The sequence below is a fragment of the Micromonospora sp. CNZ295 genome (assembly GCF_004217535.1).
Map to the genome: position 1 here is coordinate 1,313,281 of NZ_SHKZ01000001.1, position 24,725 is coordinate 1,338,005.

The 24,725-nt window shown below is 73.9% G+C and carries 26 protein-coding genes; 9 read left to right on the forward strand and 17 right to left on the reverse strand.

All coding sequences use genetic code 11. From position 1 onward, the window contains the following. Positions 1-3 precede the first annotated feature (3 nt). Positions 4-1,152 (reverse strand): polyprenyl synthetase family protein, encoded by a 1,149-nt coding sequence (locus tag EV376_RS06250; protein WP_130321186.1) that lies wholly within the window; start codon positions 1,150-1,152, stop codon positions 4-6. 63 nt (positions 1,153-1,215) lie between these two features. Between EV376_RS06250 and EV376_RS06255 the strand changes: the two genes are divergently transcribed. Next, on the forward strand, positions 1,216-2,181 hold the full coding sequence (locus EV376_RS06255) for a phytoene/squalene synthase family protein (protein ID WP_130321187.1): 966 nt from the start codon (positions 1,216-1,218) through the stop codon (positions 2,179-2,181). 3 nt (positions 2,182-2,184) lie between these two features. Here the strand turns inward: EV376_RS06255 and EV376_RS06260 are convergent, their stop codons facing one another. Beyond that, positions 2,185-2,982, reverse strand: coding sequence for a hypothetical protein (locus tag EV376_RS06260; protein ID WP_130321188.1), 798 nt, complete (start codon positions 2,980-2,982; stop codon positions 2,185-2,187). Between the two features lie 141 nt (positions 2,983-3,123). Here EV376_RS06260 and EV376_RS06265 point away from each other — a divergent pair, with 141 nt between their 5' ends. Then, positions 3,124-4,569, forward strand: a complete 1,446-nt coding sequence (locus tag EV376_RS06265) for a dihydrolipoyl dehydrogenase family protein (protein ID WP_130321189.1) — start codon at positions 3,124-3,126, stop codon at positions 4,567-4,569. On the opposite strand, the gene EV376_RS06270 is transcribed toward EV376_RS06265, so the two are convergent. Continuing rightward, positions 4,566-5,327 carry a crotonase/enoyl-CoA hydratase family protein gene (locus EV376_RS06270; protein WP_130321190.1) on the reverse strand — a complete coding sequence of 254 codons (762 nt, stop codon included), beginning with the start codon at positions 5,325-5,327 and terminating at the stop codon, positions 4,566-4,568. The genes EV376_RS06265 and EV376_RS06270 overlap by 4 nt on opposite strands. A gap of 99 nt (positions 5,328-5,426) precedes the next feature. Between EV376_RS06270 and EV376_RS06275 the strand changes: the two genes are divergently transcribed. Next, the gene (locus EV376_RS06275; protein ID WP_130321191.1) at positions 5,427-6,278 is read left to right on the forward strand and encodes a Rieske (2Fe-2S) protein; all 852 of its coding nucleotides are present in this window, start codon (positions 5,427-5,429) and stop codon (positions 6,276-6,278) included. A 55-nt stretch (positions 6,279-6,333) separates the two neighbouring features. On the opposite strand, the gene EV376_RS06280 is transcribed toward EV376_RS06275, so the two are convergent. After that, complete coding sequence (locus EV376_RS06280; protein WP_130321192.1) at positions 6,334-7,443, reverse strand: LysM peptidoglycan-binding domain-containing protein; 1,110 nt, start codon at positions 7,441-7,443, stop codon at positions 6,334-6,336. A 14-nt stretch (positions 7,444-7,457) separates the two neighbouring features. Next, positions 7,458-7,889 carry a pilus assembly protein TadG-related protein gene (locus tag EV376_RS06285; RefSeq protein WP_130321193.1) on the reverse strand — a complete coding sequence of 144 codons (432 nt, stop codon included), beginning with the start codon at positions 7,887-7,889 and terminating at the stop codon, positions 7,458-7,460. A gap of 309 nt (positions 7,890-8,198) precedes the next feature. Between EV376_RS06285 and EV376_RS06290 the strand changes: the two genes are divergently transcribed. Continuing rightward, positions 8,199-9,686 carry a hypothetical protein gene (locus EV376_RS06290; RefSeq protein WP_486482530.1) on the forward strand — a complete coding sequence of 496 codons (1,488 nt, stop codon included), beginning with the start codon at positions 8,199-8,201 and terminating at the stop codon, positions 9,684-9,686. 78 nt (positions 9,687-9,764) lie between these two features. Further along, positions 9,765-10,133, forward strand: coding sequence for a RidA family protein (locus EV376_RS06295; RefSeq protein WP_486482531.1), 369 nt, complete (start codon positions 9,765-9,767; stop codon positions 10,131-10,133). A gap of 53 nt (positions 10,134-10,186) precedes the next feature. Here EV376_RS06295 and EV376_RS06300 read toward each other — a convergent pair whose 3' ends face one another. From EV376_RS06300 to EV376_RS06345, 10 genes are read right to left on the reverse strand one after another with little or no spacing between them, the layout of a single operon-like run. Continuing rightward, the gene (locus EV376_RS06300) at positions 10,187-10,717 is read right to left on the reverse strand and encodes a TadE/TadG family type IV pilus assembly protein (protein WP_130321195.1); all 531 of its coding nucleotides are present in this window, start codon (positions 10,715-10,717) and stop codon (positions 10,187-10,189) included. Beyond that, on the reverse strand, positions 10,702-11,157 hold the full coding sequence (locus tag EV376_RS06305; RefSeq protein WP_130321196.1) for a TadE family protein: 456 nt from the start codon (positions 11,155-11,157) through the stop codon (positions 10,702-10,704). The genes EV376_RS06300 and EV376_RS06305 overlap by 16 nt, the downstream gene beginning before the upstream one ends. Before the next feature lie 4 nt (positions 11,158-11,161). Next, positions 11,162-11,353 (reverse strand): hypothetical protein, encoded by a 192-nt coding sequence (locus tag EV376_RS06310; protein ID WP_130321197.1) that lies wholly within the window; start codon positions 11,351-11,353, stop codon positions 11,162-11,164. A 27-nt stretch (positions 11,354-11,380) separates the two neighbouring features. Then, positions 11,381-12,247, reverse strand: coding sequence for a type II secretion system F family protein (locus EV376_RS06315; protein ID WP_130328538.1), 867 nt, complete (start codon positions 12,245-12,247; stop codon positions 11,381-11,383). Between the two features lie 52 nt (positions 12,248-12,299). Then, a complete protein-coding gene (locus tag EV376_RS06320; RefSeq protein WP_486482871.1) occupies positions 12,300-13,244 on the reverse strand; it encodes a type II secretion system F family protein in 945 nt (314 codons plus the stop codon). Then, positions 13,205-14,728 carry an ATPase, T2SS/T4P/T4SS family gene (locus EV376_RS06325; protein ID WP_130321199.1) on the reverse strand — a complete coding sequence of 508 codons (1,524 nt, stop codon included), beginning with the start codon at positions 14,726-14,728 and terminating at the stop codon, positions 13,205-13,207. Before EV376_RS06325 ends, EV376_RS06320 begins: the two co-directional genes overlap by 40 nt. Further along, on the reverse strand, positions 14,718-15,518 hold the full coding sequence (locus EV376_RS06330) for a P-loop NTPase family protein (protein WP_130321200.1): 801 nt from the start codon (positions 15,516-15,518) through the stop codon (positions 14,718-14,720). Before EV376_RS06330 ends, EV376_RS06325 begins: the two co-directional genes overlap by 11 nt. A gap of 3 nt (positions 15,519-15,521) precedes the next feature. Then, positions 15,522-16,181: an SAF domain-containing protein gene (locus EV376_RS06335; protein WP_130321201.1), complete on the reverse strand. Its 660-nt coding sequence runs from the start codon at positions 16,179-16,181 to the stop codon at positions 15,522-15,524. Beyond that, entirely contained in the window at positions 16,178-17,116 is a 939-nt protein-coding gene (locus tag EV376_RS06340) for a hypothetical protein (protein WP_130321202.1), read from the reverse strand. Before EV376_RS06340 ends, EV376_RS06335 begins: the two co-directional genes overlap by 4 nt. Then, positions 17,110-17,676, reverse strand: coding sequence for a hypothetical protein (locus EV376_RS06345; RefSeq protein ID WP_130321203.1), 567 nt, complete (start codon positions 17,674-17,676; stop codon positions 17,110-17,112). The genes EV376_RS06340 and EV376_RS06345 overlap by 7 nt, the downstream gene beginning before the upstream one ends. A gap of 582 nt (positions 17,677-18,258) precedes the next feature. Here EV376_RS06345 and EV376_RS06350 point away from each other — a divergent pair. Further along, the gene (locus tag EV376_RS06350) at positions 18,259-19,008 is read left to right on the forward strand and encodes an A24 family peptidase (protein ID WP_130321204.1); all 750 of its coding nucleotides are present in this window, start codon (positions 18,259-18,261) and stop codon (positions 19,006-19,008) included. A 228-nt stretch (positions 19,009-19,236) separates the two neighbouring features. After that, a complete protein-coding gene (locus EV376_RS06355; protein ID WP_486482532.1) occupies positions 19,237-21,621 on the forward strand; it encodes a glycoside hydrolase family 65 protein in 2,385 nt (794 codons plus the stop codon). A gap of 66 nt (positions 21,622-21,687) precedes the next feature. Here the strand turns inward: EV376_RS06355 and EV376_RS06360 are convergent, their stop codons facing one another. Both EV376_RS06360 and EV376_RS06365 read right to left on the reverse strand, forming a co-directional pair. After that, the gene (locus tag EV376_RS06360) at positions 21,688-22,149 is read right to left on the reverse strand and encodes a hypothetical protein (protein ID WP_130321205.1); all 462 of its coding nucleotides are present in this window, start codon (positions 22,147-22,149) and stop codon (positions 21,688-21,690) included. A 146-nt stretch (positions 22,150-22,295) separates the two neighbouring features. Beyond that, positions 22,296-22,622 carry a zinc finger domain-containing protein gene (locus EV376_RS06365; RefSeq protein WP_130321206.1) on the reverse strand — a complete coding sequence of 109 codons (327 nt, stop codon included), beginning with the start codon at positions 22,620-22,622 and terminating at the stop codon, positions 22,296-22,298. Positions 22,623-22,706: 84 nt separating this feature from the next. Here EV376_RS06365 and EV376_RS06370 point away from each other — a divergent pair, with 84 nt between their 5' ends. Then, positions 22,707-23,558 carry a helix-turn-helix domain-containing protein gene (locus EV376_RS06370; RefSeq protein WP_486482533.1) on the forward strand — a complete coding sequence of 284 codons (852 nt, stop codon included), beginning with the start codon at positions 22,707-22,709 and terminating at the stop codon, positions 23,556-23,558. Positions 23,559-23,696: 138 nt separating this feature from the next. Then, the gene (locus tag EV376_RS06375; RefSeq protein ID WP_130328541.1) at positions 23,697-24,620 is read left to right on the forward strand and encodes an alpha/beta hydrolase; all 924 of its coding nucleotides are present in this window, start codon (positions 23,697-23,699) and stop codon (positions 24,618-24,620) included. Positions 24,621-24,725: the final 105 nt, after the last annotated feature.

Below are 24,725 nucleotides of genomic sequence, written 5' to 3' on the forward strand. Positions count from 1 at the left end.
CCATCATGCCCGCCGGCTCGTCGCGGCGGTGGCGAGACCCCTGAGGGCGGTGCGCGCCGTCCCGTCGATCGGGGTGTCGTCGAGCGCGGCCAGCGCCTCGGCGACCCGGCCCGAGATCATGCGCTCGACCCGGTCGACCGCCCCGGTGTCGGCGACCAGCTCGGTCAGTTGTGCGATCTCCCGGTCACCCGCGGCCACGCCGGCCCGGTCCAAGGCCCGGCGCTGCGCCGGGGTGGCCAGTTCGCGGGCCAGCAGGAGCAGCGCCGTCGGCTTGCCGGTGCGTAGGTCGTCGCCGGCCGGTTTGCCGGTGGTGGCCGGGTCGCCGTAGACACCGAGCAGGTCGTCGCGGAGCTGGAACGCCTCCCCGACGGCCAGCCCGTAGCGGGTGTACGCGGCGATCACCGGCGCGTCGGCGTCGACACCGGCCAGCCGGGCGCCGAAGAGCAGCGGCCGCTGCACCGTGTAGCTGGCGGTCTTGTAGCGGGCGACCCGGAGCGCCCGGTCCACCGACCAGTTCGCCGGGTCGCTCTCACCGAGGACGTCCAGGTACTGCCCGGCGACCGTCTCCACGCGCATCTGGTCGTAGCAGCGCCGGACCTCGAACAGCCGGGCGGGTGGCAGTGCGGCGCGGGAGAGCAGCCGGTCGGCCCAGATCATGCAGAGGTCGCCGACCAGGATCGCGACCGTCTCGCCGAACCTGCCGGAGTCGCCGCGCCGCCCGGCGGCGGCGTGCCGGGCGGCCGCCGCCACGTGGGTGGTGGGCCGGCCGCGCCGGGTGGCGGACGAGTCCATCACGTCGTCGTGGACGAGGGCGAACGTGTGCAGCAGTTCCAGCGCGGCGAGCGCCGGCAGCACCGGGGCCAGGGCGGCGTCGCCGCCGACGATGCCGCGCCAGCCCCAGTGCGCGAAGGTCGGCCGGACCCGCTTGCCGCCGGCCAGGACGCTGTCGCGGGCCGTCGCGGCGAACCCGCCCATGGCCGCGTCGATCTCGGTCAGCGAGTCGACCTCGGCGGCCAGGAAGCCGGCGAGGGTGTCGTCCACCGCCCGGGCGAGATCCTTCGGGTAGGCGGCCAGGACCGAGCGGACCGGATCGTCCGCCGAGCGGGCCGGGGCGACCCGGAGGGGACTGCCGGCAGCTGCGTCGTTGGCCATGCGGGCGAGCGTACCCTAGGCTACGAGTTGCGTCGATTGGTGCGTCGATAAAGAGGAGGGCCGGTGGACACGGATCTCACCGCTGCCTATGACCGTTGCCGTGAGCTGCACCGACGTCACGGCCGTACCTACTATCTCGCCACCAGGCTGCTCCCCGCTTGGAAACGGCGGCATGTGCACGCCTTGTACGGATTCACCCGCTACGCCGACGAGATCGTCGACCGCACCGAGGAGCTTCCCCCGGCCCAGCGGGCCGCCCGGCTCGACGACTGGGCCGGCCGGTTCGTCGCCGGCCTGCACGGCGAACCCGTCGACGACCCGCTGCTCCCCGCGGTCCTGCACACGATCGCCGTCTTCGACCTGGACCGCGACGACTTCGTGTCGTTCCTCAAGAGCATGGCGATGGACCTCACCGTCAGCTCGTACCGCACCTACGAGCACCTGCTGGACTACATGGAGGGCTCGGCCGCCGTCATCGGCACGATGATGCTGCCGATCCTCGGCAGCACCGACCCGGCCGCCGCCCGCGAGCCCGCCCGCCAGCTCGGGTTCGCCTTCCAGCTGACCAACTTCATCCGGGACGTCGCCGAGGACCTCGACCGTGGCCGCACCTACCTGCCCGACGAGGACCTGGCCCGGTTCGGCGTCACCCGCGACGACCTGGTCGCCGCCCGCGCGGCCGGGCGCGGCACCGAACCGATCCGCGACCTCGTCCGGTACGAGGTGACCCGGGCCCGGGCGCACTACGCCGCGGCGGCACCCGGGATCACGATGCTCGCCCCCGCCTCGCAGGCCTGCATGCGCACCGCGTACGCGCTCTACGGCGCGATCCTCGACGAGGTGGCCGCGCAGGACTTCGACGTCTTCGCCCGCCGGGCCGTCGTGCCGCGACGCCGCCGGCTGGCGGTGGCCGCCCAGGCCCTGCTCACCCCGGCCGGCACCCCGGTCACCCTCCCCGGACCGCCGCTGTCGGCCCCGGTGCCGACCCGGCCGGGCCGCGCCGAGCGGGTCAGCGCTCCCAGACGGTGACCTTCAGCAGCATCCCCCCGTCGTCCTCGGTGTTGACCACCCGCACCCAGGCCGGACGGCCCGCCGAGGTGGTGAAGCCGAGGTGGTGAAGCAGAACTGCTGGTTGCCGCCGCCGACGTACCTGCTCGTGAAGGTGTCCCGCTTCGCCTCGCGGTAGGTCCGGCAGCGGGCCTCGGCGCCCGCTTCCGGCCCTTCGTCGCTGTCGTCGTACATCGCGCCGTGCCGGGCGCTGGAGTAGAGCATCTGGCCCCACTCCAGGTACAGGTCGACCGTGGCGTCGTGTTCGTACCGGCGGACCGCCCGCCGGTCGTCCAGGTCGACCCCCGTGTCCTTCGCCAACCGCACGACGTCGCTGAAGAAGGTCGGCGCGGCGCCCGTGCCCGGGCCGGTCGCGGCGGCGGCGGGGCTGGACGGCGCGGTGGACGGCGACGTGCCGGACCCCGGACCGTCGGGGGCCGGCGCGGCGCTCGTCGCGCCGTGGGCGGCGGGCGTGCCGCTCCCCGGCCGGTCGCCTGCCCGCGCGAGCGCCAGCAGCGCGCCGCCGCCGACCAGGAGCAGCAGGACGACGAAGCTCACGGCGGCCGGTCGCCAGCGTCGCTGGCGCAGCCGGTACGCCACCAGCCCGCCGAGGGCGACGACACCGACGAGGATCCACACCGGCCACCACGGGTCGGCCCGCAGCGCCTGGACCAGACCGATCACCGCTGTCACGGCGCTGAGGACGTTCGCCACCAGCAGGGATCGATCGCGCGTGCCGTGGGCGTCGGTGGGGCTCTCCGGGCGCGGCGTGTCGGTTTCCACGAGCACGAGAGCGTACTGACCGTGAGTGGGTGGTGACACCCCCGGCTCGGTCCGCTATCCGTCACTCCCACATGACGTGTCAGCAAGGGTCGCTTCCGCTACCGGATGCGTTGAGCAGGGGCCCTTCCTTACGCTGGCGGCATGGCGGAGCCGGAGATCGTGGACGTGGTCGTCGTCGGGCTCGGGGTGGGCGGGGAGGAGGTCGCCGGCCGGCTCGCCGAGGCCGGGCTCGACGTCGTCGGCGTCGAGCGGAGCCTGGTCGGCGGCGAGTGCCCGTACTGGGGGTGCATCCCCAGCAAGATGATGATCCGGGCGGCGAACGCGCTCGCCGAGGCCCGCCGGGTCGACGGCCTCGCCGGGACGGCGCAGGTGCGGCCCGACTGGGGGCCGGTGGCGAGGCGGATCCGCGAGGAGGCCACCGACACCTGGGACGACCGGGCGGCGGTGGAGCGGTTCGTCGGCAAGGGCGGTCGCTTCGTCCGGGGCAGCGGGCGGCTCGACGGTCCGGCCCGGGTCCGGGTCGGCGACCAGGTCTTCCAGGCCCGGCACGGGATCGTGCTGGGCACCGGCACCCGGCCGTCCGTGCCGCCGGTCGACGGGCTGGCCGGCACCCCGTACTGGACGAACCACGAGGCCGTCGAGGCCGCGGAGCTGCCCGGCTCGCTGCTGGTGCTCGGGGGCGGTGCCATCGGCCTGGAACTCGCCCAGGTCCTTGCCCGGTTCGGGGTCCGGGTGACCGTGGTCGAGGCGCTGGACCGGGTACTCGCGGTGGAGGAGCCGGAGGCGTCCGAGGTGGCCGCCGCCGCGCTGCGCGCGGACGGCGTGGAGATCCACACCGGGGTGACCGCCGAGCGGGTCGAGCACGACGGCCGGGAGTTCACCCTGCACGCGGGCGGGACCGCGTACGCGGCCGAGCGGTTGCTGGTGGTGACCGGCCGCCGGGCGTACCTCGACGAGCTGGGGCTGGAGACCGTCGGCGTCCGTGCCGACGGGCGCTACCTGTCGGTCGACGACCGGCTGCACGTCACCGACGGGATCTGGGCGGTCGGCGACGTCACCGGCGAGGGCGCCTTCACCCATGTCGCGATGTACCAGGCCGGCATCGTCGTGGCCGACGTGCTCGACCACGTCCGGCGGTCCGCCGGGAAGCCCGACCCGAGCGGCACGGCCAGCATGATGGGCGGTGCGATGGGCGCCGCCGGCACGCACCCGGGCGGCGCCGTCCCCCGGGCGGACTACCGGGCGCTGCCCCGCGTCACGTTCACCGACCCGGAGGTCGGGGCGGTCGGGCTCACCGAGCGGCAGGCCCGCGAGCGGGGAATGAACGTGCAGGTGGGCTTCGCGTCGCTGGACTCCTCCACGCGCGGCTGGATCCACCGCGGCGACGGCTTCGTCAAGCTGGTGGCCGATGCGGACCAGGGCGTGCTGGTCGGCGGGACCTCGGTGGGGCCGGCCGGCGGCGAGGTCCTCTCGGCGCTGGCGGTCGCCGTGCACGCGGCCGTGCCGCTGGCCCGGCTGCGCCAGATGATCTACGCGTACCCGACCTTCCACCGCGCCATCTCGGCGGCACTGCAGGACCTCGGCTAGGTCGGAGCCCCGTGCCGGCCCGCGCCGGCGGCGAACCGCGCGGCCCCGGCCGGCGCGTCGGTGGCCAGCGACTCCATCCCGTAGGCCAGTTCGGTCGCCAGCGCCTCCGGCTCGGGAATCGCCGCCGCGGCCAGCACCGCCTTCCGGTCGTTGCGCAGGCAGGTCTGCGGATGCCGGGCGATCTCGGCCGCGAGCCGCTCGGCCGCCGCCCGCGCCTCACCCGGCGCGACCAGCCGGTTCACCAACCCCATCGCGTACGCCTCGGTGGCCGGCACCGGCCGGCCGGTGAGGATCAGGTCCATCGCCCGGCTCTCGCCGATCAGCCGGGGCAGCCGGACGGTCCCGCCGTCGATCAGGGGTACGCCCCAGCGCCGGCACAAGACCCCGAGCACCGCGTCGTCCTCGGCGACCCGCAGGTCGCACCAGAGCGCCAGCTCCAGGCCGCCCGCGACCGCGTACCCGGAGATCGCCGCGATCACCGGCTTGGCCAGCGCCATCCGGGTCGGGCCCATCGGCCCGTCCCCGTCCGGCTCGACGCGGTTGCCGCGCGGCGTGCCGATCGCCTTCAGGTCCGCCCCCGCGCAGAACGTGCCACCGGCGCCCCAGAGCACCGCCACCGCCGCCGCCGGGTCGGCCTCGAACGCGCGGAACGCGTCGGCCAGCGCCCGCGCGGTGGGACCGTCCACGGCGTTGCGGGACTCCGGCCGGTCCAGGATCACCGTGGTCACCGCTCCGGCGTGCTCGACGCGTACCCCCATCGGCACAGCATGCCCCCGGCGGCGCCGGCACGCCAGGACCCGGCGGATCCGCACCGGGAGACCGGTTTGCGACCGCGATTGCCGGGAAGTCGGTACACCGTGCGAGCGCTACTGACGAAGATCGAGCAGGCGTCCCGGCTGGACCGGATCGGGGATCCACTCCAGCGGGCGGTCCAGGGCACCCTCCGGCCGCAGCGAATCCGCGACTTCCTCCATGGCGTGTGGCTGGGCCATCCGCTGCACCCGGCGATGGTGCAGGTCCCCGTCGGCGCCTGGATCAGCACGGCGGTGCTGGACCTGATGCCGGGCCAGCAGCGCGCCGCCACGACGCTCTGCACCCTCGGCACGGCCAGCGCCGTCCCGGCGGCCGTGGCCGGGCTCAACGACTGGGCCGCGCTCTCCCGCGACCAGCGCCGCATCGGCCTCGTGCACGCCGCCGCGAACTCGATCGCCCTGACCTGCTATGCGGGGTCGGTGGCCGCCCGTCTCGCCGGCAACCACCGCCTCGGCCGCACGCTGGGGATGGTCGGCCTCGGCGCGGCCAGCTTCGGCGCGTACGTGGGCGGGCACCTCGCGTACAAGCAGGGTGCGCAGGTCAGCCAGAGCATCTCCGAGCTGCACCTGATGAGCGACGGCTGGCACTCGATCGCCGACATGTCGGCGCTCCCGCAGCGCCAACTGGTCACCCGGGAGATCGACGACGTGTCGGTGATCCTGTACCGGCACGGCGACGAGGTCACCGTGATGCTGGAGCGCTGCCCGCACCAGAGCGGCCCGCTCGGCCAGGGCGAGGTGCAGGAGATCGACGGTCACGAGTGCGTGGTGTGCCCGTGGCACGGCAGCACGTTCCGCCTCAACGGCGGCGAGGTCGTGCACGGTCCGTCCCCCAACGACCAGGTGGTCCTGCCGACCCGCATCGTCGACGGCGTACTGGAGGCCCGCCTCCCCTGACCGGCGCCGCCGGCGGGGCCTCCGCCTCGCGGACGCTGGCCAGGAGACCGCGGCGTCAGTCCCGGCGGTGCCGGCCGACCGGGATCTCCCGGGGAGCCCAACTCTGTTTGCCGGACCGCCCCGCCCTGGTGGCGGCCGGGCGGCGGCGCAGGCCGAGCACCGCGCCGATCTGGGCGCCGATGATGCTCGACACCGCGAGGACGGCGGACACCGCGAGCGGCCGGTTCACCCGGTCGGGGTCGGCGGGCCGGGCCGCGCCGACCGTCATGACCGGTCCGTCCTTCGCCGGTGCCGGGTCCGATCCGTCCGCCGTCGACGGGGTCCCCGGAGCCGGCGCCTTCTCGACGGGCGGGGCTGCCGGCGGGACCGGCCGCTTCGCGGTCGGACGTGCGATCAACCGACCGGTGGCGTGCCGGCGGGCACCCCGGTCCTCGGCCTCGGCGGGCAGCCGCAGCAACTGGCCGGGGTGGATCCGGTCCGGGTCGGCCAGCCGGTTCAGTCGGGCCAGTGCCCGGTACTCGTCGAAGCTGTCCAGGTACCGCTCGGCGATCGACCCGAGGTGGTCGCCCTTCGCCACCCGGTAGACCGGCGTGTGTCGCACCGGTTTGGCGGGACCGGTCCGCGCCGGGGGCGTGGTTGCCGCGCCGAGCGCCCGCAGCGTCAACGAGACCGGCGGCGCGGCCAGGGAACGGCCTGCCGCCACGGTTCGCGCCGCCTCCGGGTCCACCGCCGTCGCGGTGGGACCTGCCGGGACCGGCGTCGGGCCCGCCGCCACGGCCGCCGCGCTCGCCGCGGCCGGGCTGGCCGCCAGGATCAGCGCGACCGACCCGACCAGCGCGGCGGCGGCCCGCTGCTGCCGGCTCATCCCGGGCAGCCGGGGCGCGGGGCGGCGCAGTGCGAGCGCGCCCAGCTCGACCAGGACCGACAGGGCGAAGGTGGCCCAGCCTGCCCAGCCGGCCAGCGCAAGCGCCCGCAGGAAGAGCCGACCGTCGTCGCGGCTGGTCAGGGCCGTGCCGATCTCGGCGAGGGTGGGCACCTGGTCGGGCAGCGGGTTGCCGGCGAGCGCGAGCAGCGCCACCGGAGCAGCGACCAGGAGGGCGCAGAGCAGGACGAGCGCGCCGAACCCGGTGAGGATCCGTCCGACGGCACGAACCGGTGTGGCCATGGCTGCCTTCCTTCCTAGGGTGCGCCGGTGAGCGCCCGGGCGGTCGCCTCGCCCGAGACGGTGACGGTGTCGGCGAAGCCGACGAGGCCGAGCAGGGATCGCTGGTACGTGACGGTGACCCGGACCCGGACGACGGTCTCGCCGTCGACCACCGGGAAGCTGACGGTGTGATTGGTCGCACCGGCGGCGGCCAGGTAGTCGGCCACGGCACGACGGGCCTGCGGTTCGTCTATGCGCTTCGGGCCGCCCTCGATGGCGGTCGCCCGGTCGATCGCCTGGCCGCCGGCCCGGGCCGCCTCGGCGGCGAGGTTGTCCGCCCGGTGCAACGAGCGGAGTTGCCCGGCGCCGTCGAAGGCGAGCGCGACGATCGTGAGGACGCCCACGGCGGCGATCGCCAGGAACACACTGACCCGGCCCGCGTCGTCCCGGCGCCGTGGGGCGGTCATCCCCGTGTCAGAAGTGTCATGAGTTTCTTCCCTGCCGGGTTGTCTTGAGCTGCCGAAAGCCCTGGTCATCGGGGCCTCCCGAGCGTCAATGAGAGTTTCGACAAAACGTCGGGATTCCTGACTCGTTGTCGCTTGTAGGGACGTTGGCGAGGGATTCCTGAAGTGGGGCGGCCATGACGCTGGCGGTGGTGCGGTCGATGCCTGCGCTGCGGCTCCCGCTCTGGTTACTTTGCGGCCGGGTTGTGCACCCGCTGCCATCCCTACGCGATCCCGCCGGTCGAGTCGTGCCGGGACTGCTACGCGTGGGGCGTGACCCGACTGCACAACTGGCTCTGCCACGGCTGCAGCACCTGGCGCGCCAAGTACAAGATCGTTGGCGACTGCCACACCTGCGGTCGGGCCGTCATCCTCGGCGCAGAGGGGGTCTGCCGGCTCTGCCGCAAGCAGGCGACTCTGGTCCGCGCCGGCCGGGACATGCTTGACGTCACCGCCGCCAACCGGCACGGCCAGCAACTGTTCCTCGCCAACATGTTCTCCGACGGCAGCCGGTTCCAGTCCAAGGCGCCGCCGGCCGAACCCCGCCAGCCACTGCGGCCTCCCGTCCGGCACCAGCAACTGCTGCTGATTCCCATGCAGCGCAACCTGGCCGCATGCGGACGCGTTGCGATGCCCGCTCCGCCCGACCCAGCCCTCGCCGACCAACTCGACCGACACACCCGTGCCTACGCGGCCGCCCGACGGTGGGGCAGAAAGCACACCGACGAGGCCCGCTGGGGCGTGCGCATCCTGCTCGGCCTGCAAGACACCCCCGGCGCGCCCATCAAGGCCACCGAGGTCCTCCAACTGCTGGCCGCCAGCCTGCGCACCTGGACAGTCCTGGAAGTCCTCGCTGATGCCAACCTGCTTGTCGACGACCGGCCACCCACGATCGACACCTGGTTCCACAGTCAGATCGAAGGCCTGCCCCAGCAGATGACCACAGAACTGCTGATTTGGTACGACGTCATGCGCCATGGCCGCTCCACCAGCCCGCGCCGGCGGCCACGCTCCGAGAACACCCTCCGCCTGCACACCAAGTGGGCCTTGCCCGTTCTGCGCGCCTGGGCAGCCACCGGGCGCACGACGCTGCGTGAAATCACGAAAGAGGACGTGCTCGACGCCCTGCCTGCCACAGGGAATCCTCGATCCACCGCCGGCCAGGGACTTAAGTCGATCTTCCGGGTTCCCAAGGAGCACAAGGTCCTGTTCACCGACCCCACCCGCCGGGTCAAGACCGGCGAACACCAAGCCCGCCAACCCGTCCCCGTCAACCTGCACGCCGTCCGGCAGGCACTCAACTCCAGCGACGTCGCTCAAGCCGCCGTCGTCGCACTGATCGCCTTCCACGGGCTGCGCCCCGGACACATCCGCCGGATGAGGATCACTGATCTGCGCGACGGGCGCCTGCACGTCGATGGCCGGATCATCGTCCTCGCCGAACCGGTACTGCACCGCCTCAACCGCTGGCTCGGCTATCGCGACACTCGCTGGCCGAACACTCTCAACGACCACTTCTTTCTGCACTACCGCACCGCCTGCCGACCCGACGCGGAAGTCGGCCACCGCTGGGTGCGGCCTACCATCGGCGAAGGACTGACCGGTACCGCGATCCGCGAAGACCGCATCCTCGACGAAGCCCACGCCACCGACGGCGACGTCCGCCGCCTCGTCGACCTGTTTGGTCTCTCGGTGCAGGCCAGCACCCGCTACACCAAAACGGTCGACCACCCCGACCTCATCGCCACCGAGAAAGAGTGATCCTGCTCTCCAAGCAGCGTCCGCCACGACAGACAACTCGCTGGACGCAACGACAGGGCCGTCCATATCGTGTCCGCCGTGCAGATCACCAGCCTTGATCAGCAGCCCCGGTCCTACGCCCAAGGCGCCTTGGTTACCGGCGCCGGCCGAACCCTGTTCATCAGCGGTCAGGTCCCCGAAGCACCTGACGGCACCGTGCCGAGCGACTTCGACACCCAATGCCGGCAGGCGTGGCGCAACGTGCTGACCGTGTTGAAGGACGCGGACATGACCGAGCGCAACCTTGTCAAGGTCACCATCTTCCTGTCCGACCGGCAATACCGAGAAGCCAACGCCCGGATCCGCCACGAGGTCCTCGGCGACCACAGCCCCGCGCTCACGATCATCATCACCGGCATCTACGACGAGGCGTGGCTGCTGGAGATCGAGGCCATCGCCGCCGCCTGAAGCTGGCCACTGCCAACATCCAGTTCGCGAACCCGCCATGCCTTCAGCGCTCATCACGCACCACGCATACTCGGGTTCGCGACGGAAGGCGCTTCAGTAATCCCGAACCCGAGAGCTCTGCTCCGGTAGCGGTCCAGCGGCGAGGTGAAGCTCGCCGACACCCGCTTGCTGGTCGGCATCCCGGGCACCGCGTCCAGCCGCAGGTCGGCCAGGTCGACGGTGCAGGAGATGCGGACGGTCACCGAGGCGTCCTGGCCGACCGGGCTGCGGAACGCCGCGTCGAAGCTGGTCGCGCGGCCATTCACGGTGCCGCTGAAGGCGACCGTGGGCGCGCCGGTGCAGTCGAGTCGGCGCCAGTCGAGCTGCTGGACGGCCGCCTCCCGGGCCTCCCGCCGGGCGGTGCCCGCGTTCCGGGAGATCGAGGCGGCACGGGCCGCGTCGTGGGCGGCGGCCTCGACCGCCTCGGCCGCCACGGCGGTACGCCCGGCGACCCCGGCCAGGACGAGCAGCGCGATGAAGGCCGGTGCGAGGACGGCAACCTCGACGGAGACGCTTCCGCGGTCGCGGCTCACGGCGTGGTCCACCGTTCCGCCGTCCCGTGCGCGCTCTGGCGTACCGGGAAGTCGACGCCGGGCACGACGGAGAGCGAGCGCCCGCGGACCGTGCAGGTCACGTCGGTTCCGACGGTCTGGCAGCTCGGGCCGGGGGAGTCCCAGCCGACCAGCCAGCCGCCGGCCGCGTTCAGGAACCGCCGGGCGCGGGCCTCGCCCGCACCCGGCGGGGCCTGGTACGCCCGCTGCGCGTTGACCCCGCTCTGGGCCGCGTGCAGCGCCGTCGACCGGGCGACGAACCAGGCGGCGACCTGGATCGACCCGAAGAGCAGCACGAGGATCACCGGCATGACCACCGCCAGCTCCACCGGACTGGCCCCCCGGTCGGCGCGGTCACCGAGGAGCCGGCGCGCGCCGGACCGCCGGGCGGGGAGTCCCGCCCGGCGGTGACCGGCTGAGGTGTCTCGGCGCATCGGATCAGGGCGTCGGAATGGCGTTCATCCACTGCCCGGCCTTGGTCGCGACGATCGCGGTGACCGCGAGCGCCGCCGTGACCAGGCCGAAGATGATGACCGCGGTGGGGACCGGGCTGTCGCCGCGCTCGCCCTCCCGGCGCAGTTCGGCGAGCCGCGCGGCCAGCGCGACGTGCAGGTACGTGATCAGTGGCATCGGGTTGCTCCTTCTCGGGGTGGCCCGTCAGAGGCGGGCGATGAACGGGTAGGTCGCGAAACCGAGCAGTACGAAGACGAGCAGTGCGCCGGGGATGTCGAGCCGACTCGTCACCCCCTCCGCCCGGGCCAGGTTGTCGGTGCGGATCTGGTCGCGCAGCGAGTCGGCCCGGCTGCGCAGGGTCTCGTGCACCTGCGCCCCCTCGCTGCCGGAGGAGCGCATGATCGCGCCCACGTCGCCGAGTTCCGGGATGCCGATGCGGTCGGCCAGGTCGCGCAGCTCGTCCCAGGGCGAGTGCATCTGGAGCTGGGCGATCCGCAGCGCCTCCCGGATCCGGTCGAAGACCCAGCCGGCACAGACCTCCGCCGCCCGCTCCAGCGACTGGACCGGCCCGTGCGCGGCCGAGAGCTGCAACGCGACCAGGTCCAGGTAGGTGCAGACGGCGGCGCGGAACTCCTCGCGGGCCGCGTCGGCCTTCGCCAGCACCGCGCGGTGCGCGAGCAGCGCGCACAGCAGCGCCAGGCCCAGGCTGCCCAGCACCGGTACGGCCAGCGGCAGCCGTACGCCCACGGCGGCGAGCGCGATGCCCGCCAGGGTCGGCGAGGCGAGCCCGATCAGGGCGGAGAGCAGCAGCGACAGGGCGTACTGCTCCGGCGTCCGGTCGATCAGGGCGAGCTGCCGGTGCGGCGGCCGGAGCCAGCGGGCCAGCCCGGTCAGCCATTCGAGCCGGCGGGCGTCGGGTGTCGCCGCCGGGGCGCCGGGCGGCTGGTGCAGCCGGCGCAGGGCCGGCCCGAGCGCCGGCGTCGCCGGGACGAGTTCCCGGACCACCAGGAAGACGCCGAGCCCGACCGCCGCCCCGCCGACCACCGCGACGGCCAGCTGCCAGTTGACAATCACCTGCGCCACCTTCCGTTCCCGACCGCGGCGCAACGCTCGATCCCCGTGCTCACGCGACCACCTCCGACGGGTCGGGAGCCGGCAGGAAGCGGGCCGGCCGCTGTGGCTGGCTCATCGAGCGCACCCACGCGAGCAGGCCGACGAAGGCCGCCCCGAGCACCGCCATGACCAGCTGCCCGACCGGCGTCCCGTACGGGCGGATGTACTCGGGGTTGAGCAGCCCGTACGCGATCACGACCAGCGTCATGCCGGTGAGGAAGCGCACCGCGAACCGGGGCTGGGTGCGTTTCGCCTCGACCTCGCGGCGGGTGGCGACCTCGGCGGCGGCGGCCGAGGCGATCGAACCGAGCACGTCACCGAGGCGCTCACCCCGGTCGGTGAGGTGCAGGATCAGCGCCGCCACCGCCTGGTCGCACACCGGATCGGCGATTTCGTCGGCGAAGGCCAGCAGGGCGGGGCGGGCCAGCCAGCCGGCCTGGAGCCGGGCGGCGAGCAGCCGTACCTCCTCCTGGATCTCCTCCGGCGCGGTCGCGACCGTGCCGGTGATCGCGGCCTGGAGGCCCTGGCCGGTCGCCGAGACGTCCTTGAGGCGGCGGGTCCACTCGCCGACCGCCTCGATCCGGGCGATGGCCCGCTGCTCGGCCCGGCCGACCGAGAAGAGCCAGGGCGTCCCCGGCACCGCCACGGCGACCAGCAGGCCGACCACCGGTAGGCCGGTCAGCAGGAACGCCAGCGCGCCGGCGACCAGGGCACCGACCAGCAGTGCCTGGTGGGCCCGCTGCTCCCCGGGGGTGGGGCCGGAGCCGCGCCAGACCCGGGCGATCCCGCGCCCGGCGCCGGGGGCCGGCCCGGGCGGCCGGCGGGTGCCGACGAGCGCGACGACGGCGAGCAGCACCCCGGCCACGGCGGCGGCCCCGGAGACCACCGCGACGAGTTCGACGTCCACCACCGGCCTCACCGCCGTCCCAGCCGGGTCTGTCGGGGCCGGCGCCAGGCCCCGGCGCCGGCCTCGATCCACCGGCTCAGCAGCCGGGCGTCGTAGCCGACCCGCAGGAGCTGGGCGCGGATGCGCTCGGGCAGGTGCCGGGGGACCGCCCGGCCGTCCGGACCAGGCCCGAAGACCGAGGTGGTGATGATCCGGTTGGCGTCACCGACGCCGATCACCTCCTCGACGTGCGAGACGAAGCGGTGCTTGCGGCCCCCGATGGCGGTCTCGTCCTCGACCGTGACGTAGACGATGAGGTCCAGCGCGTTCCCGGCCATCCGCCGGGCCTGGTCGACGGTCATTTCCCGGCCGTGCGCGAGCGCCAGCTCGATGATCCGCTCGCCGACGCCGGCCGGGGTACGGGCGTGGATCGTGCACATCGAGCCCCGGCTGGTCGTCATGGCCTGGAGCATCGGGACGATCTCCCGGGACCGGACCTCCCCGACGACGATCCGCAGGACGCCCATCCGCAGCGACACCGGGATCAGGTCGGCGATGCTCACCTCGCCGGCCGGGCGGCCGTCCGGCCCCCGCTCGCCGTGGCCCTCGCGGGCCTCGAAGCTCATCACCGCCCGGTGCCGCCGGCCGCGGCGGGCCGGCAGCAGCTCCCGGCTCTCCTCCAGCAGCACGTACGGCTCGTCGGGCGGAATCTCCGCCATCAGCGCCCGGACGACCGTCGTCTTCCCCGCCCCGGCCAGGCCGGCGACCATGATGTTGAGGCCGGCGCGCATGGCCGCGCGGAGGAAGTCGCGCAGCAGCGGGTCGATCATCTCGTCCAGGTCGCCCCGACCGCCGGCGAGGTCGTCCAGGCTGATGTCGAGCGTGTTGTGCTTGCGGATCACCGCGTACGGGCGGTGGCTGACCAGGAACACCGCGGCGAGCCGGCTGCCGTCGGGCAGTTGCAGGTCGAGGGTCGGCTTCGAGGTGGACAGCGACCGCTCGGTGGCGCCCGCCCGACGGGCCGCCGCCTGGAGGATCTCCACCAGCTCGTCGTCGCTGTCGGCGATCGGCTCGGCCCAGTCGACGCCGCCGCCGTGCCGGGTGATGCGTACCTGGTCGCAGCCGAGGATGTGCACCTCCTCGATGGTGTCGTCGACCAGCAGGGTCTGGAGCCGGCCGAGCCCGGCCAGCTCGGCGGTCACCTGGTCGAGCAGGAGCCGTTCCTCGTCGGCCGTGAGCGGGGTGCCGGCCCGGCGCACCGCGTCGGCGTACTCGGCGACGACCGCGACCGCGAGCCGGGCGCGCTCGGTGTCCTCGGCGTCGGCGTCGAACTCCCGCCCGCGCTGCCAGGCGGTGAGCCGCTCGCTCAGCTCCCGGCGCAGCTCGCGGACGACCTGGAAGTCCATCCGGGGGCGCGCGGGCGGCTCCGGCGGTGGCTGGACGACCGGCACCGCATGGTGGTGCCGGCCGTTCGCCGCGGCCAGGGGCGGCGCGATCGAGGTGGCGGCCGGCGCGGGCCGGCGCGGGTCGGTGGAGACCGGTTCAAACCGCATCCGGCACCCCCTGCGGCACCGGCCAGCTAAGGCGGGCGCGCCGCCGGTCCAGCAGCGCCCCGACCGGCACCTCCAGCGCACCCGCCGCGCGCATCAGCGGCCGCCCGGCCCGCACGGTCCCGCCCAGGGTCAGCACGTCGGCGGTACGCGGGTCGTGCGGCAGCCGCGCGATGACCGGCTGCCGCAGCGCCTTGCTGACCTCGCTGCGCCCGTGCCCGCCGCCGACCAGCAGCAGCCGCAGCGTGCCCGGGGACACCCGGTGCTCGGTGAAGTCCCGCTCGATCGTGCGGACCAGCGACCGGGTGGCGGAGATGTCGGGCAGCCGGGCGCCGGTGACGACCAGCACCACCGAGGCGGCGCGCAGGACCGGCCAGGGCGGGCCGGGTGCGTGCAGGCGGCCACAGTCGACGAGCACGTCGTACGCGGGGTCGCCGCGTTCCAGCCCGGCGAAGAAGTCGGCGAACCGTTGCCACAGCGGGGTCACGCTGCCCGCCTGGGCCGGGTCGACGACGCCCGGCAGCAGCAGCCGTTCCCGCTTCGGGGCGTCCAGGTCGACCAGCTGCGACCAGAACGCCGTCTCCAGGTTTCCGTCGCGCAGTTCGCCGACGGCCAGCTCGCCGAGGCCCCGGGGGCCGTCGAGCGCGCCACCGAGGAACCCGGCGAGCACCGACCCACCGGCCGGGTCGCACTCGGCGAGCACCACCCGCCGGTGCCAGGTCAGGGCGCAGGCCAGCGCTGTCGTGGTGACGCCCGGCGAGCCCTTCGCGGCGACCAGCGCGATGATCGCCATGGCTCAGGCCGCCTCGGTGAGGGCGACGGCGATGCGGTCCTGGGCGACCAACGCCGCCACCGCCGGCACGTCCCGGACGGGGAGCGCCACGTAGACCACGACCTCGTCGTCGTCCTCGCTGGTGGCGGTGTCGATGACGGTCGCCTCGAAGCGGGTGGCCGTGACGACCGGCCGTTCCTCGCTGCCGGCCGGGGTGCTGACCAGCAGCACCTTGTCGCCGGGGTGGAGCCGGCGGGCCGGCACCTGCGCCGGTTCGAGGCCCAGCGCGAGCTGCTGCTGGCCGGCACCGAGCAGGGGCGCGTCGGTGAGCTGGTCCATGGTGAGCAGCGTCCCGGGGACGAGCGACACCGTCGCCCGCTTGCCGATCACGTCGCCCCGCCGGCCGGCGGGCACCGGGGACAGTCCCGCCCCGCCGGAGACCTGCACGGTCACCAGGTCGTCGGCGCCGATCGTCCGGCCGACCTCGACCGGGCGGGCCACCGCCAGGTACGTCCCGGTGGCGCGGACCGAGGTGACGGCGAACGCCGCGCCGAGCCCGCCGAGGGCGATCAGCAGGACGGCCAGGCCGAGCAGCCCAGGGCGCATCCGGCGCTGCCGCACCACCTTGGGTGGGGTGACCGGGGTGTCCACCGGTGGGGTCCCGTTGCGCGTCGCGAGGCTCACTGCGTCACCACCTGAAGCTCGTTGATCTGGATCGTCACGGTGAGGCTGGTGCGGGTCTGGTAGATCGGGTCGCCGACGACGCCGTTGCTGGCTCGCCAGTTCACCGTCCAGAACGTGGTCGCCTGGACCCGGTAGGTGCCGGCCTTCGGGTAGCCGTCGTCGTAGCCGCAGTCGGGGGAGGGCTTGCCGGCCAGCGGGCTGGTGGACCGGTACTCCGTGCCGGGGCCGGAGCAGGTGACCTTGTCGCCGTTGCCCATGTCCCAGACCACCCGGTCGACCTTCGCCTCGATGTAGACGCTCAGGCCGCGGTCGGAGGCGGAGGCGTGCTGCGGGCCGAAGTAGTGCCGCGGTCGGCCGGGCAGGTCCCGGCTGGCCCACATCCAGACCGGCAGCCCGACCAGGCCGGGGCCGACGCGCTTGCGGGGCGCGACCGCCACATTCGGCGGGAGCAGGTCGATCGAGGCGAGGGCCCGCCGGGCCAGCTCCTCCGGGTCGGGCGGGGCGCCGTAGCCGGGCGGGGGCGCGTCGAGCAGCGCCATCCGCTGCGAGCCGAGGTCACCGCCGTTGCAGGTCAGCACGTACCACTGGGAGCCTGCGGGGGTGTCCGCCGGCTGCGGCTCGGCCAGCTTGTAGTAGCAGCCGTCGCCGTTGTTGAACCAGCCGAGCACGGGGTCGTAGCAGGGGATGACGCGGCCGTTCCACTGGCACTTGCCGCCCCCGCCGCCGTCGCCGCCGCCGTCGCCACCGCCCGGCCCGCCGCCGCCACCCGGTGTGCCGGGGTCGTCGTCCCAGACGTCGCAGTTGGTCTGCCCGGGCGGGCAGTCGCCGCCGGGCGGGTCGGCCCAGCTCACGGCCGGTGCGGCGGACGTCGCCAGCAGGGCGGCGAGGAGCACCGCCAGCACCGTGCGACGCGGTCCCGCGCCCCGGGTCAGCACGGCTGGTCCTCGTGCGAGGCGCCGGCGCTGATCAGCCAGCGGCCGTCCGGGTAGCGGGTGGCGGTCGCGGTGGCCAGGTGGCGGGTGCCCCGGCTGCCCGGCACCACGCGCTTGTCCCGGGCGTAGACCAGGCGCCAGCCGGTCGCGTCGAGGCAGTCCTGGATCTCCACGGTGGGCGGGACGGCGTCGAGGTCGACGGAGGTGACGGTGGGGTCGGAGACCAGCGTGCCGACGCGTACGGCCCCGTGCTCCTTCGCCGTGCGGATCGCCAGGCGGACCCGGGTCAGCAACGGATCAGCGAGGAACGTGGACAGTTCCGGATCCTGCGGATCACTGCGTCCACTTGCCTTCCGGGAAGCGGCGAGATATCCGGAATACGCGGCGAGCGCGGCTTTCCGGGCGGTCTGTTCGTCGGCTTCCTGTCGTACGGGAGGTGGTCCGAGATCGCCACCCGCCGCCGCTGTGGTCGCTCCCTGTTCGGTGCCGCAGCCGGCCACGGCGCCGAGCGCCGCGACCGTCGCCAGGTACGTCGTAACGCCCCTGAGCTGCCGTCCTCGCACTGTCGGGCCCTCCTCGTCGGCCTCCCGGCGGCCGGTGTTCCGGCGGATCCGGGCATGCGGAAGCGCGGCCGAATGAGCGCATCCGGACCTGTGGAAAACGCACCCGCATTTACCGTGACTGATCTTTACAAATGTAAATCCCTGTGCCGTCCCGGTTCTTTCGTCGAAGGTTGCATCGCACCCAAGGGGGGAGCATAGGCTGACGTTCGCCGATGCAACAGAGGCAATTCATTTGAATACTCTGAGTGATGACAGGTGGTGGTGGCCGGTGGTGGGGACCTGGTCGCCGGCGGGTTGCCGGCGGGCGGTGCCCGGACCCGCGCCCCGGCACGGCCGGGTGGGCCGGTGCGGGCGTCCTCCCGGGTGCGCGACCGGCAGGAGTGTGGGCGATCGGCGGCTCCCGTCCGCTTTGTCCCCCGCCGTGCGTCGGTCCGCCGGCCGCCCCCACCCGCCGGAGCTGCGGCCGTCCGGGCCGCGGCCCGCCCCGCCGGGCGGCCGCGGTGGTAAGCCCCGAACCCGGGCGGCCCGTTACCGGTGTGCGAGCTGTCGACTACGTTTCGTGTTCATCGGGACGGGGGCCGCATGACACTCACCGTCCCGCGCCGTACCGCGCCCGCCCGACTGCTCGCCGCTCTCGCCGTCACCCCGGTGCTCCGGCTCGCCGTCGTCCGGCACGCCGTACCCCCGGGGTCGGTCGCCCGGCGGGGCTGCGACGCCTGCGGCGCGGCGATCGGCCTGGCCCGCCCGTGGCCGGCGCTCGGGCCGTCCGCCCGGTGCCGGTCGTGCGGGACGCGGGTGGGCCCACCTCCCGGCTCGGTGGAGGTCGCCGCGGCCGCCGCCGCCCTGGTGCTGCTGCTGCTCGGGCCGCCGGTCGCCGAGCTGGCCGCCGTGGGCTGGTGGCTCGGCTGGGCGGTGCCGCTCGCCTTCGTCGACGCGGCGGTGCACCGGCTGCCCGACCGGCTCACCGGCCCGGCCGCTCTCGGCACGTGGCTCCTGCTCGGCCTGGCCGCCACCGTCGACGCGGCCTGCGGCCCGTGGCTGCGGGCCACCGCCGCCGGGCTCGGGCTGGGCCTCCTGTTCGCCACCACCACCCTCGTGCTCGGCCGACGCGGGTTCGGTCTCGGCGACGCCAAGCTGGCCGTCGGCGCGGGCCTGCTGCTCGGCTGGCACGGCTGGACGCCTCCGGTGCTCGGCCTGCTGCTCGCGTTCACCAGCTCGGCGCTGGTCGCCGTGGCGCTGCTCGCCGCCGGCCGCGCCCGCTGGTCCAGCCACCTCCCCTTCGGCCCCGCCCTGATCCTGGCCACCGCCACAACCCTCCTCCTAACCCGCTGACCCCATCCGGCGATCTTGCACTTTCTGCCCCGTCACAAGGAGCGAAAGGCGCATATCGAGGGCACAAAGTGCAAGATCGCGGACAGAGCGGGAGAGGGTTTGGGGAGGTGGTGGGGATGGGAAACAGGTGACGGGCGCGCAGACGGCGGACGGGCGCCGACCGCCGCCTCGGCGACCCTGGGGCCGATCCGCCGGAGCGGCACCGGCCGACGCAGCCCGGGAGGTCATGTGCAGTCCACCGCCGATCTGCCGCCGACCACGCCCGCGGGCGACGACGAACGTTGGCGGATCCGGCGCACCGCCGACGACGCCGAGCGGCTCGCCGAGACCGAGTCCGTCTTCGCGCTCGCCAACGGCTGGATCGGCTGGCGCGGCAGCCTCGACGAGGGCGAGCCGTACGGCATGCCCGGCACCTACCTCAACGGCTTCCACGAACGGCGGGAACTGGGCTACCCCGAGGACGGGTACGCGTTCCCGCAGCTCAGCGACACCGTGATCAGCGCGCCCAACGCCACCCTGATGAAGCTGTGGGTGGCGGGCGAGCCGTTGGACCTGCGCATTGGCACCATCCGCGTGCACGACCGGTTCCTCGACCTGCGCGCCGGCGTGGTCGAGCGGCACACCGAGTGGGAGTCGCCGGGCGGGCACGCCGTCCGGGTCCGCAGCGTACGGCTGGTGTCGCTGCCCCACCGGGCGGTGGCCGCCGTCCGGTGGACCGTCGAGGCGCTGGACGCGCCGGTCGTCGTACGGGTCTGCTCGGACCTGCTCGCCAACGAGCGGGTGCCGGAGCGGTCCGACGATCCCCGGGCCGCCTCGGTGATCCACGACCCGCTGACCGCCGAGTACCGCCGCGTCGACGGCCACGACGGGGTCCTGGTGCACCGCACCGAGCGCAGCGCGCAGCGGGTCGCGGTGGCGGTCGCCCACGACGTGGAGGTTCCGGAGGGCTTCACGGCAGCCGAGGACGAGAGCCCTGACCGGCTGCGCTTCGCCCTCGACGGGACGCTGCACCCGGGTCAGCGGGTGCGGGTCACGAAGTTCGCCGCGTACGAGTGCGAGCCGGTCGACGGCGGCGACCCGGCGCCGCTCGCGGACCTGGTCGTCGCGGAGGCCGGCGCGGCCCGCGCGGAGAGCTTCGACGCGCTGCTCGCCGCCCAGCGCGCGGCCCTCGACGCGCTGTGGCAGACCGCCGACGTCGAGCTGGACGGCGACGACGAGCTGCAACAGGCGACCCGCTTCGCGCTGTTCCACCTGCTCCAGGCCGGCCGCCCGGACGGGGACCGGACCGTCCCCGCCAAGGGGCTGACCGGCAACGGCTACGACGGCCACGTGCTCTGGGACACCGAGGGCTACGTCCTGCCGGTGCTCACCTACGTGGCGCCCGAGGTGGCCCGGTCCGCGCTGCGCTGGCGGCACGCCCACCTGCCGGAGGCACGGGAGCGCGCGGCGGAGCTGCGGCTGACCGGCGCCTCCTTCCCGTGGCGGACCCTCGGCGGGCGGGAGTGCTCCGGCTACTGGCCGGCCGGCACCGCGGGCCTGCACCTCAACGCCGGCATCGCCGACGCGGTCCTGCGGTACGTCGCCGCCACCGGAGACCCGGCGTTCCTCGTCGAGACCGGGCTGGAGCTGCTGGTGGAGACCGCCCGGCTCTGGCACGGCTTCGGGCACTTCACCGACGACGGCGCGTTCCACCTGCACGGGGTCACCGGCCCGGACGAGTACAGCGCGCTGGTCGACGACAACGTCTTCACGAACCTGATGGCGCGGCGGAACCTGCGGGGCGCCGCGGACGCCGCCGAACGGCACCCGGAGGCCGCCGCCCGGCTCGGCGTCGACCCGGCCGAGATCGCCGGCTGGCGGGCCGCCGCCGACGCGGTCCACCTCCCGTACGACCGCAAGCGGGGGGTGCACCAGCAGTCCGCCGGGTTCACCGAGTTGCCCGAGTGGGACTTCGCGAACACCTCGGACGACGACTACCCGCTGCTGCTGCACTTTCCGTACCTGGAGCTGTACCGCAAGCAGGTGGTGAAGCAGGCCGACCTGGTGCTGGCCATGCAGCGTTGCCCCGGCGAGTTCACGGCCGACGAGAAGGCGCGCAACTTCGCGTACTACGAGGCCCGCACCGTCCGGGACTCGTCGCTGTCGGCCCCCGCGCAGGCCGTGCTCGCCGCCGAGGTCGGGCACCTCGACCTGGCGTACGACCTGTTCGCCGAGTCGGTCGTGCACGACCTCGCCGATCTCGGTGACAAGACCGCCGACGGCCTGCACCTGGCGTCCCTGGCCGGGGCGTGGCTGGCGCTGGTGCAGGGCTTCGGCGGGCTGCGCGACGACCAAGGGAAGCTCTGCTTCGACCCCCGGCTGCCCGGGGCGATCCGGCGGCTCGCGTTCCGGCTGCGCTGGCACGGCCACCGGCTGAAGGTGACGCTCACCGCCGCCGAGGCCCGCTACGAGCTGCCCGACGCCGCCCGCGACGCGACGGTGGAGCTGTGGCACCACCGCGAACGCCTGGTGTTGACGGGCGGCACACCGGTCACCCGCCCGATGCCCCCCGTACCCGACCCCGGCCCCGAACCCCCGTCCCCACCCGGCCGCCGCCCGACGCACCGCACCTGACCACCCGCCCGGCCCCGGTCTCGTCGAACATGAGGTTGTCGACGTGTCGCCGCTGCAGCTTCATGATCAGCGGGAGCCGGTCTCGGCCATCCGCTGGCGCACCTCCTCCAGCGCCTCGAAGGCGTACGCCCAGTTGTGGCACTTGAAGCTGCGCAGCCCCTCGATCGGCGTGCGGCAGTCGGCGCAGCGCACCCCCGCGATGGCGTCCGGAACCTCGGTGTTGACGAACTTGCGCTCACCGAGGATGACCGTCGCGATCATCATCCGGTCGTGCACCCCGGCCAGCGCGGAGTTGACGATGTCGTACCAGTTGACCCGCCGCCCGCACTTCGGGCAGTCCGGCTCGTCGCCACTGACCCACAGCGGCGCACCGATGCTGCGGGGCGGCATGCCGAGCAACTTCTCGATCCGGCGTACGTCGGACTCCCCGGTCGTCCAGCGATGCCGGCCCGGCAGCGAGGCCGGCGAGTCGTAGACCGCGCGGAACAGGTCGTGGTCGACCTCCACGGTTTCGCGCTGACTGGTCATCGGCGTCCCTCCTCGGCTGTCGGTGCCCCACCGTCGTCCCAGGTCGCGGGCGCGGTCAACCGGATCAACGACAGGGCCGGCGACCCGGGATCGTGACTGGAGTACGCGGGCCACGCCGCGCATGTTCGGGGTCCTGCGCAGGGTCGTCAGCGGAGTGGAACGGGAAGCGGCACCTCCCCGCTCATCGCCTGTTTCGCCAACTCGACGCGCTCCGGGTGGAGCGTCTCGTCGCGTAGCGGATGGCCGGGCGCGCTGATACAGCGCTGACCCGCCAGGGACCTGCAGACCGGACATTGGAGGAACAGGCCACTGGACGGCACCAGCTCGACGCCCTGGGCCAGGGCCGATCGGCCGATCTTGACGATTGCGGCGTAGAGGTCGTAATCCTGGTGCCGGGTAGCGGCTGCGGCAACCTCGCGCATGCCCTCCCAGAACTGCTCGGCCGCCCTCGGTTCGTCAATGTCGATCTGCACGGGCGGCGTTCCCGTCCGCGGCGCGACCAAAACCTCGTTGCCGCACGAAACCACGACCGCTCCGGTGTTTCGTAACATGACGGCATGCCACGGGTAGGCCTGGTTCGTGTCGTCGGGGCCGCGCTGGAGATCGCGGTCCCGTCGGCGGCGGACCGGGTGGCGGGCGTCGGCATGGCCGGGTTCCGCGGCCGAGCGGAAAATCCGGCCTCGCTGCCGGTGGTCCCGTACCCGGCGTGCACGATATTCATCGACTTCGGTGACTCGGAGCTCGTCGACGACGCCAGCGGTGAGCGGAAGCGGGGCAGCGTCGTCGTCGGCATGGCCCAGGGCAGCGTTCGAGGGCTCGGGCGCGATGTCGACCTCCTACAGGTACGGCTCTCGCCGGTGGTCGCGCACGCGGTGCTGGGGGCCGCCGCTGCGCCGGGCGCGACCGTGGTCGCCCTGGAGGATCTCTGGGGGCGGGACGCCGAGCGGACCCGGGAACAGTTGCGGGCCGCCGGGTCGTGGGACGACCGGTTCGCGGTCATGAAGGCGGCGCTCGCTCGACGGCGGGAGGCGGGCCGCGCGGTGGACCCGGAGGTCGCCTTCGTCTGGGAGAAGGTGCTCAGGAGCCGGGGGCGGGTCCGGGTGGAGCGGCTGGCGGCCGAGGTGGGATGGAGCCGCCGCCGGCTGTGGTCCAGGTTCCGATCCCAGGTCGGGCTGACGCCCAAGCGCGCCGCGATGCTGGTCCGCTTCGACCATGTGGCGCACCGCCTCGCCGCGGGCCACGGCATCGCCCGGGTGGCGGCCGAGAACGGCTTCACCGACCAGTCCCACCTGTGTCGGGACGTGATGGCCTTCACCGGGACGACACCCATGGCCGTGGCGGCCGCGCCGTGGCTCACGGTCGACGACGTCGCGTGGCCCGCGCAGGCGCAGGCACTCCGGGTGACCTGAGTCGGTGCTCCCCGGCCCGGCCAAGGGCGGAACATTTCTCCAAGACAACCCGGCGGTGCGCTGGCGATGCTGGCAGCCATGACAGCCAGAGCACCGCTGGGCACCCGGATCCTCAGGGACGGCCAGGACTGGGAAGCCATGACCGACGATCAGGTGATCGCCGTTCGCGACAAGGCCAACCGCGCGGCAACGTCCCGTCTCGGACGGGTCGTCACCGGCCTGCCGGACCGCCGCGCCCACATCGAGGAAACAACGATCGACCTTCCCGGCCGTCGGCTCATGCTGCGAACGCACCGCCCCAGGCAGGCGGAACGGAAACTGCCGCTGATCGTCTCGTTCCACGGTGGAGGTTTCATCGGCGGCACCGCCGCGCAGAACGACTGGCTCAACAGTCACCTCGCGGCCCGCTGCCCGGCCGTGGTCGTCGCGGTGGAGTACCGCCTCGCCCCGGAGCACCCGCTGCCCCGACCGATCGAGGACGGCTACGACACGCTTGCCCGGATTGTCGGCGACGCCGACGGGTGGGGCATCGATCCCTCCGCCGTCGCGGTCATGGGCGAAAGCGCCGGCGGCATGATCGCCGCGCTCGTCGCACTGCGCGCCCGTGCGGACGGCCCGCCACTCCGCGCCCAGGTGTTGAACTACCCGACCACGGACTGGACCGAGACGATTTTCGACTACGCGTCGATCGAGGAGAACGCCGACAACCCCACCCTCTCGCTGTCGCGACTGCGCGCGGCGCGCAAACTCAGCCTGCCCTCGGCGCTGGACCCGCGCGCCGTCTCTCCGGTGAAGTTCGAGAACCTCGCCGACCTGCCGCCGGCACTGGTCGTCACCGCCGCGCTGGATCCGGTGGCGGACCACGGACGACGCTACGTCGAACGGCTCCGCGAGGACGGCACCGAGGCCCGCCTGAACTGCTACCCGAGGGCAACCCACGGCTTTCTCAGCATCGCCAACCTGGTGCCGGCCGCCCGGCCCGCGCGTCGTGAGATCCTCGCTTTCCTGCGCGGCCGGCTGCGCCCGGGCCGCCAGGTCAGCCACGCAGAGGCAGCGGGATGACCATCGGCGGTCAGGACGTCGCGAGCGCGTACCCCGCTCCACCCCGGAGTGTCGACCCGAGTGGGGGATCCCACCCCGCACGGTTGCTGGGCCCACATGTCCGGG

Coding starts and splice junctions, on each gene's coding strand:
- EV376_RS06250 (WP_130321186.1), bottom strand. CDS start 1,152: ATGGCCAACGACGCAGCTGCCGGCAGTCCCCTCCGGGTCGCCCCGGCC.
- EV376_RS06330 (WP_130321200.1), bottom strand. CDS start 15,518: ATGGCGATCATCGCGCTGGTCGCCGCGAAGGGCTCGCCGGGCGTCACC.
- EV376_RS06310 (WP_130321197.1), bottom strand. CDS start 11,353: ATGCCACTGATCACGTACCTGCACGTCGCGCTGGCCGCGCGGCTCGCC.
- EV376_RS06325 (WP_130321199.1), bottom strand. CDS start 14,728: ATGCGGTTTGAACCGGTCTCCACCGACCCGCGCCGGCCCGCGCCGGCC.
- EV376_RS06280 (WP_130321192.1), bottom strand. CDS start 7,443: ATGGCCACACCGGTTCGTGCCGTCGGACGGATCCTCACCGGGTTCGGC.
- EV376_RS06270 (WP_130321190.1), bottom strand. CDS start 5,327: ATGGGGGTACGCGTCGAGCACGCCGGAGCGGTGACCACGGTGATCCTG.
- EV376_RS06370 (WP_486482533.1), top strand. CDS start 22,707: ATGCCACGGGTAGGCCTGGTTCGTGTCGTCGGGGCCGCGCTGGAGATC.
- EV376_RS06375 (WP_130328541.1), top strand. CDS start 23,697: ATGACCGACGATCAGGTGATCGCCGTTCGCGACAAGGCCAACCGCGCG.
- EV376_RS06305 (WP_130321196.1), bottom strand. CDS start 11,157: ATGCGCCGAGACACCTCAGCCGGTCACCGCCGGGCGGGACTCCCCGCC.
- EV376_RS06285 (WP_130321193.1), bottom strand. CDS start 7,889: ATGACCGCCCCACGGCGCCGGGACGACGCGGGCCGGGTCAGTGTGTTC.
- EV376_RS06350 (WP_130321204.1), top strand. CDS start 18,259: ATGACACTCACCGTCCCGCGCCGTACCGCGCCCGCCCGACTGCTCGCC.
- EV376_RS06265 (WP_130321189.1), top strand. CDS start 3,124: ATGGCGGAGCCGGAGATCGTGGACGTGGTCGTCGTCGGGCTCGGGGTG.
- EV376_RS06360 (WP_130321205.1), bottom strand. CDS start 22,149: ATGACCAGTCAGCGCGAAACCGTGGAGGTCGACCACGACCTGTTCCGC.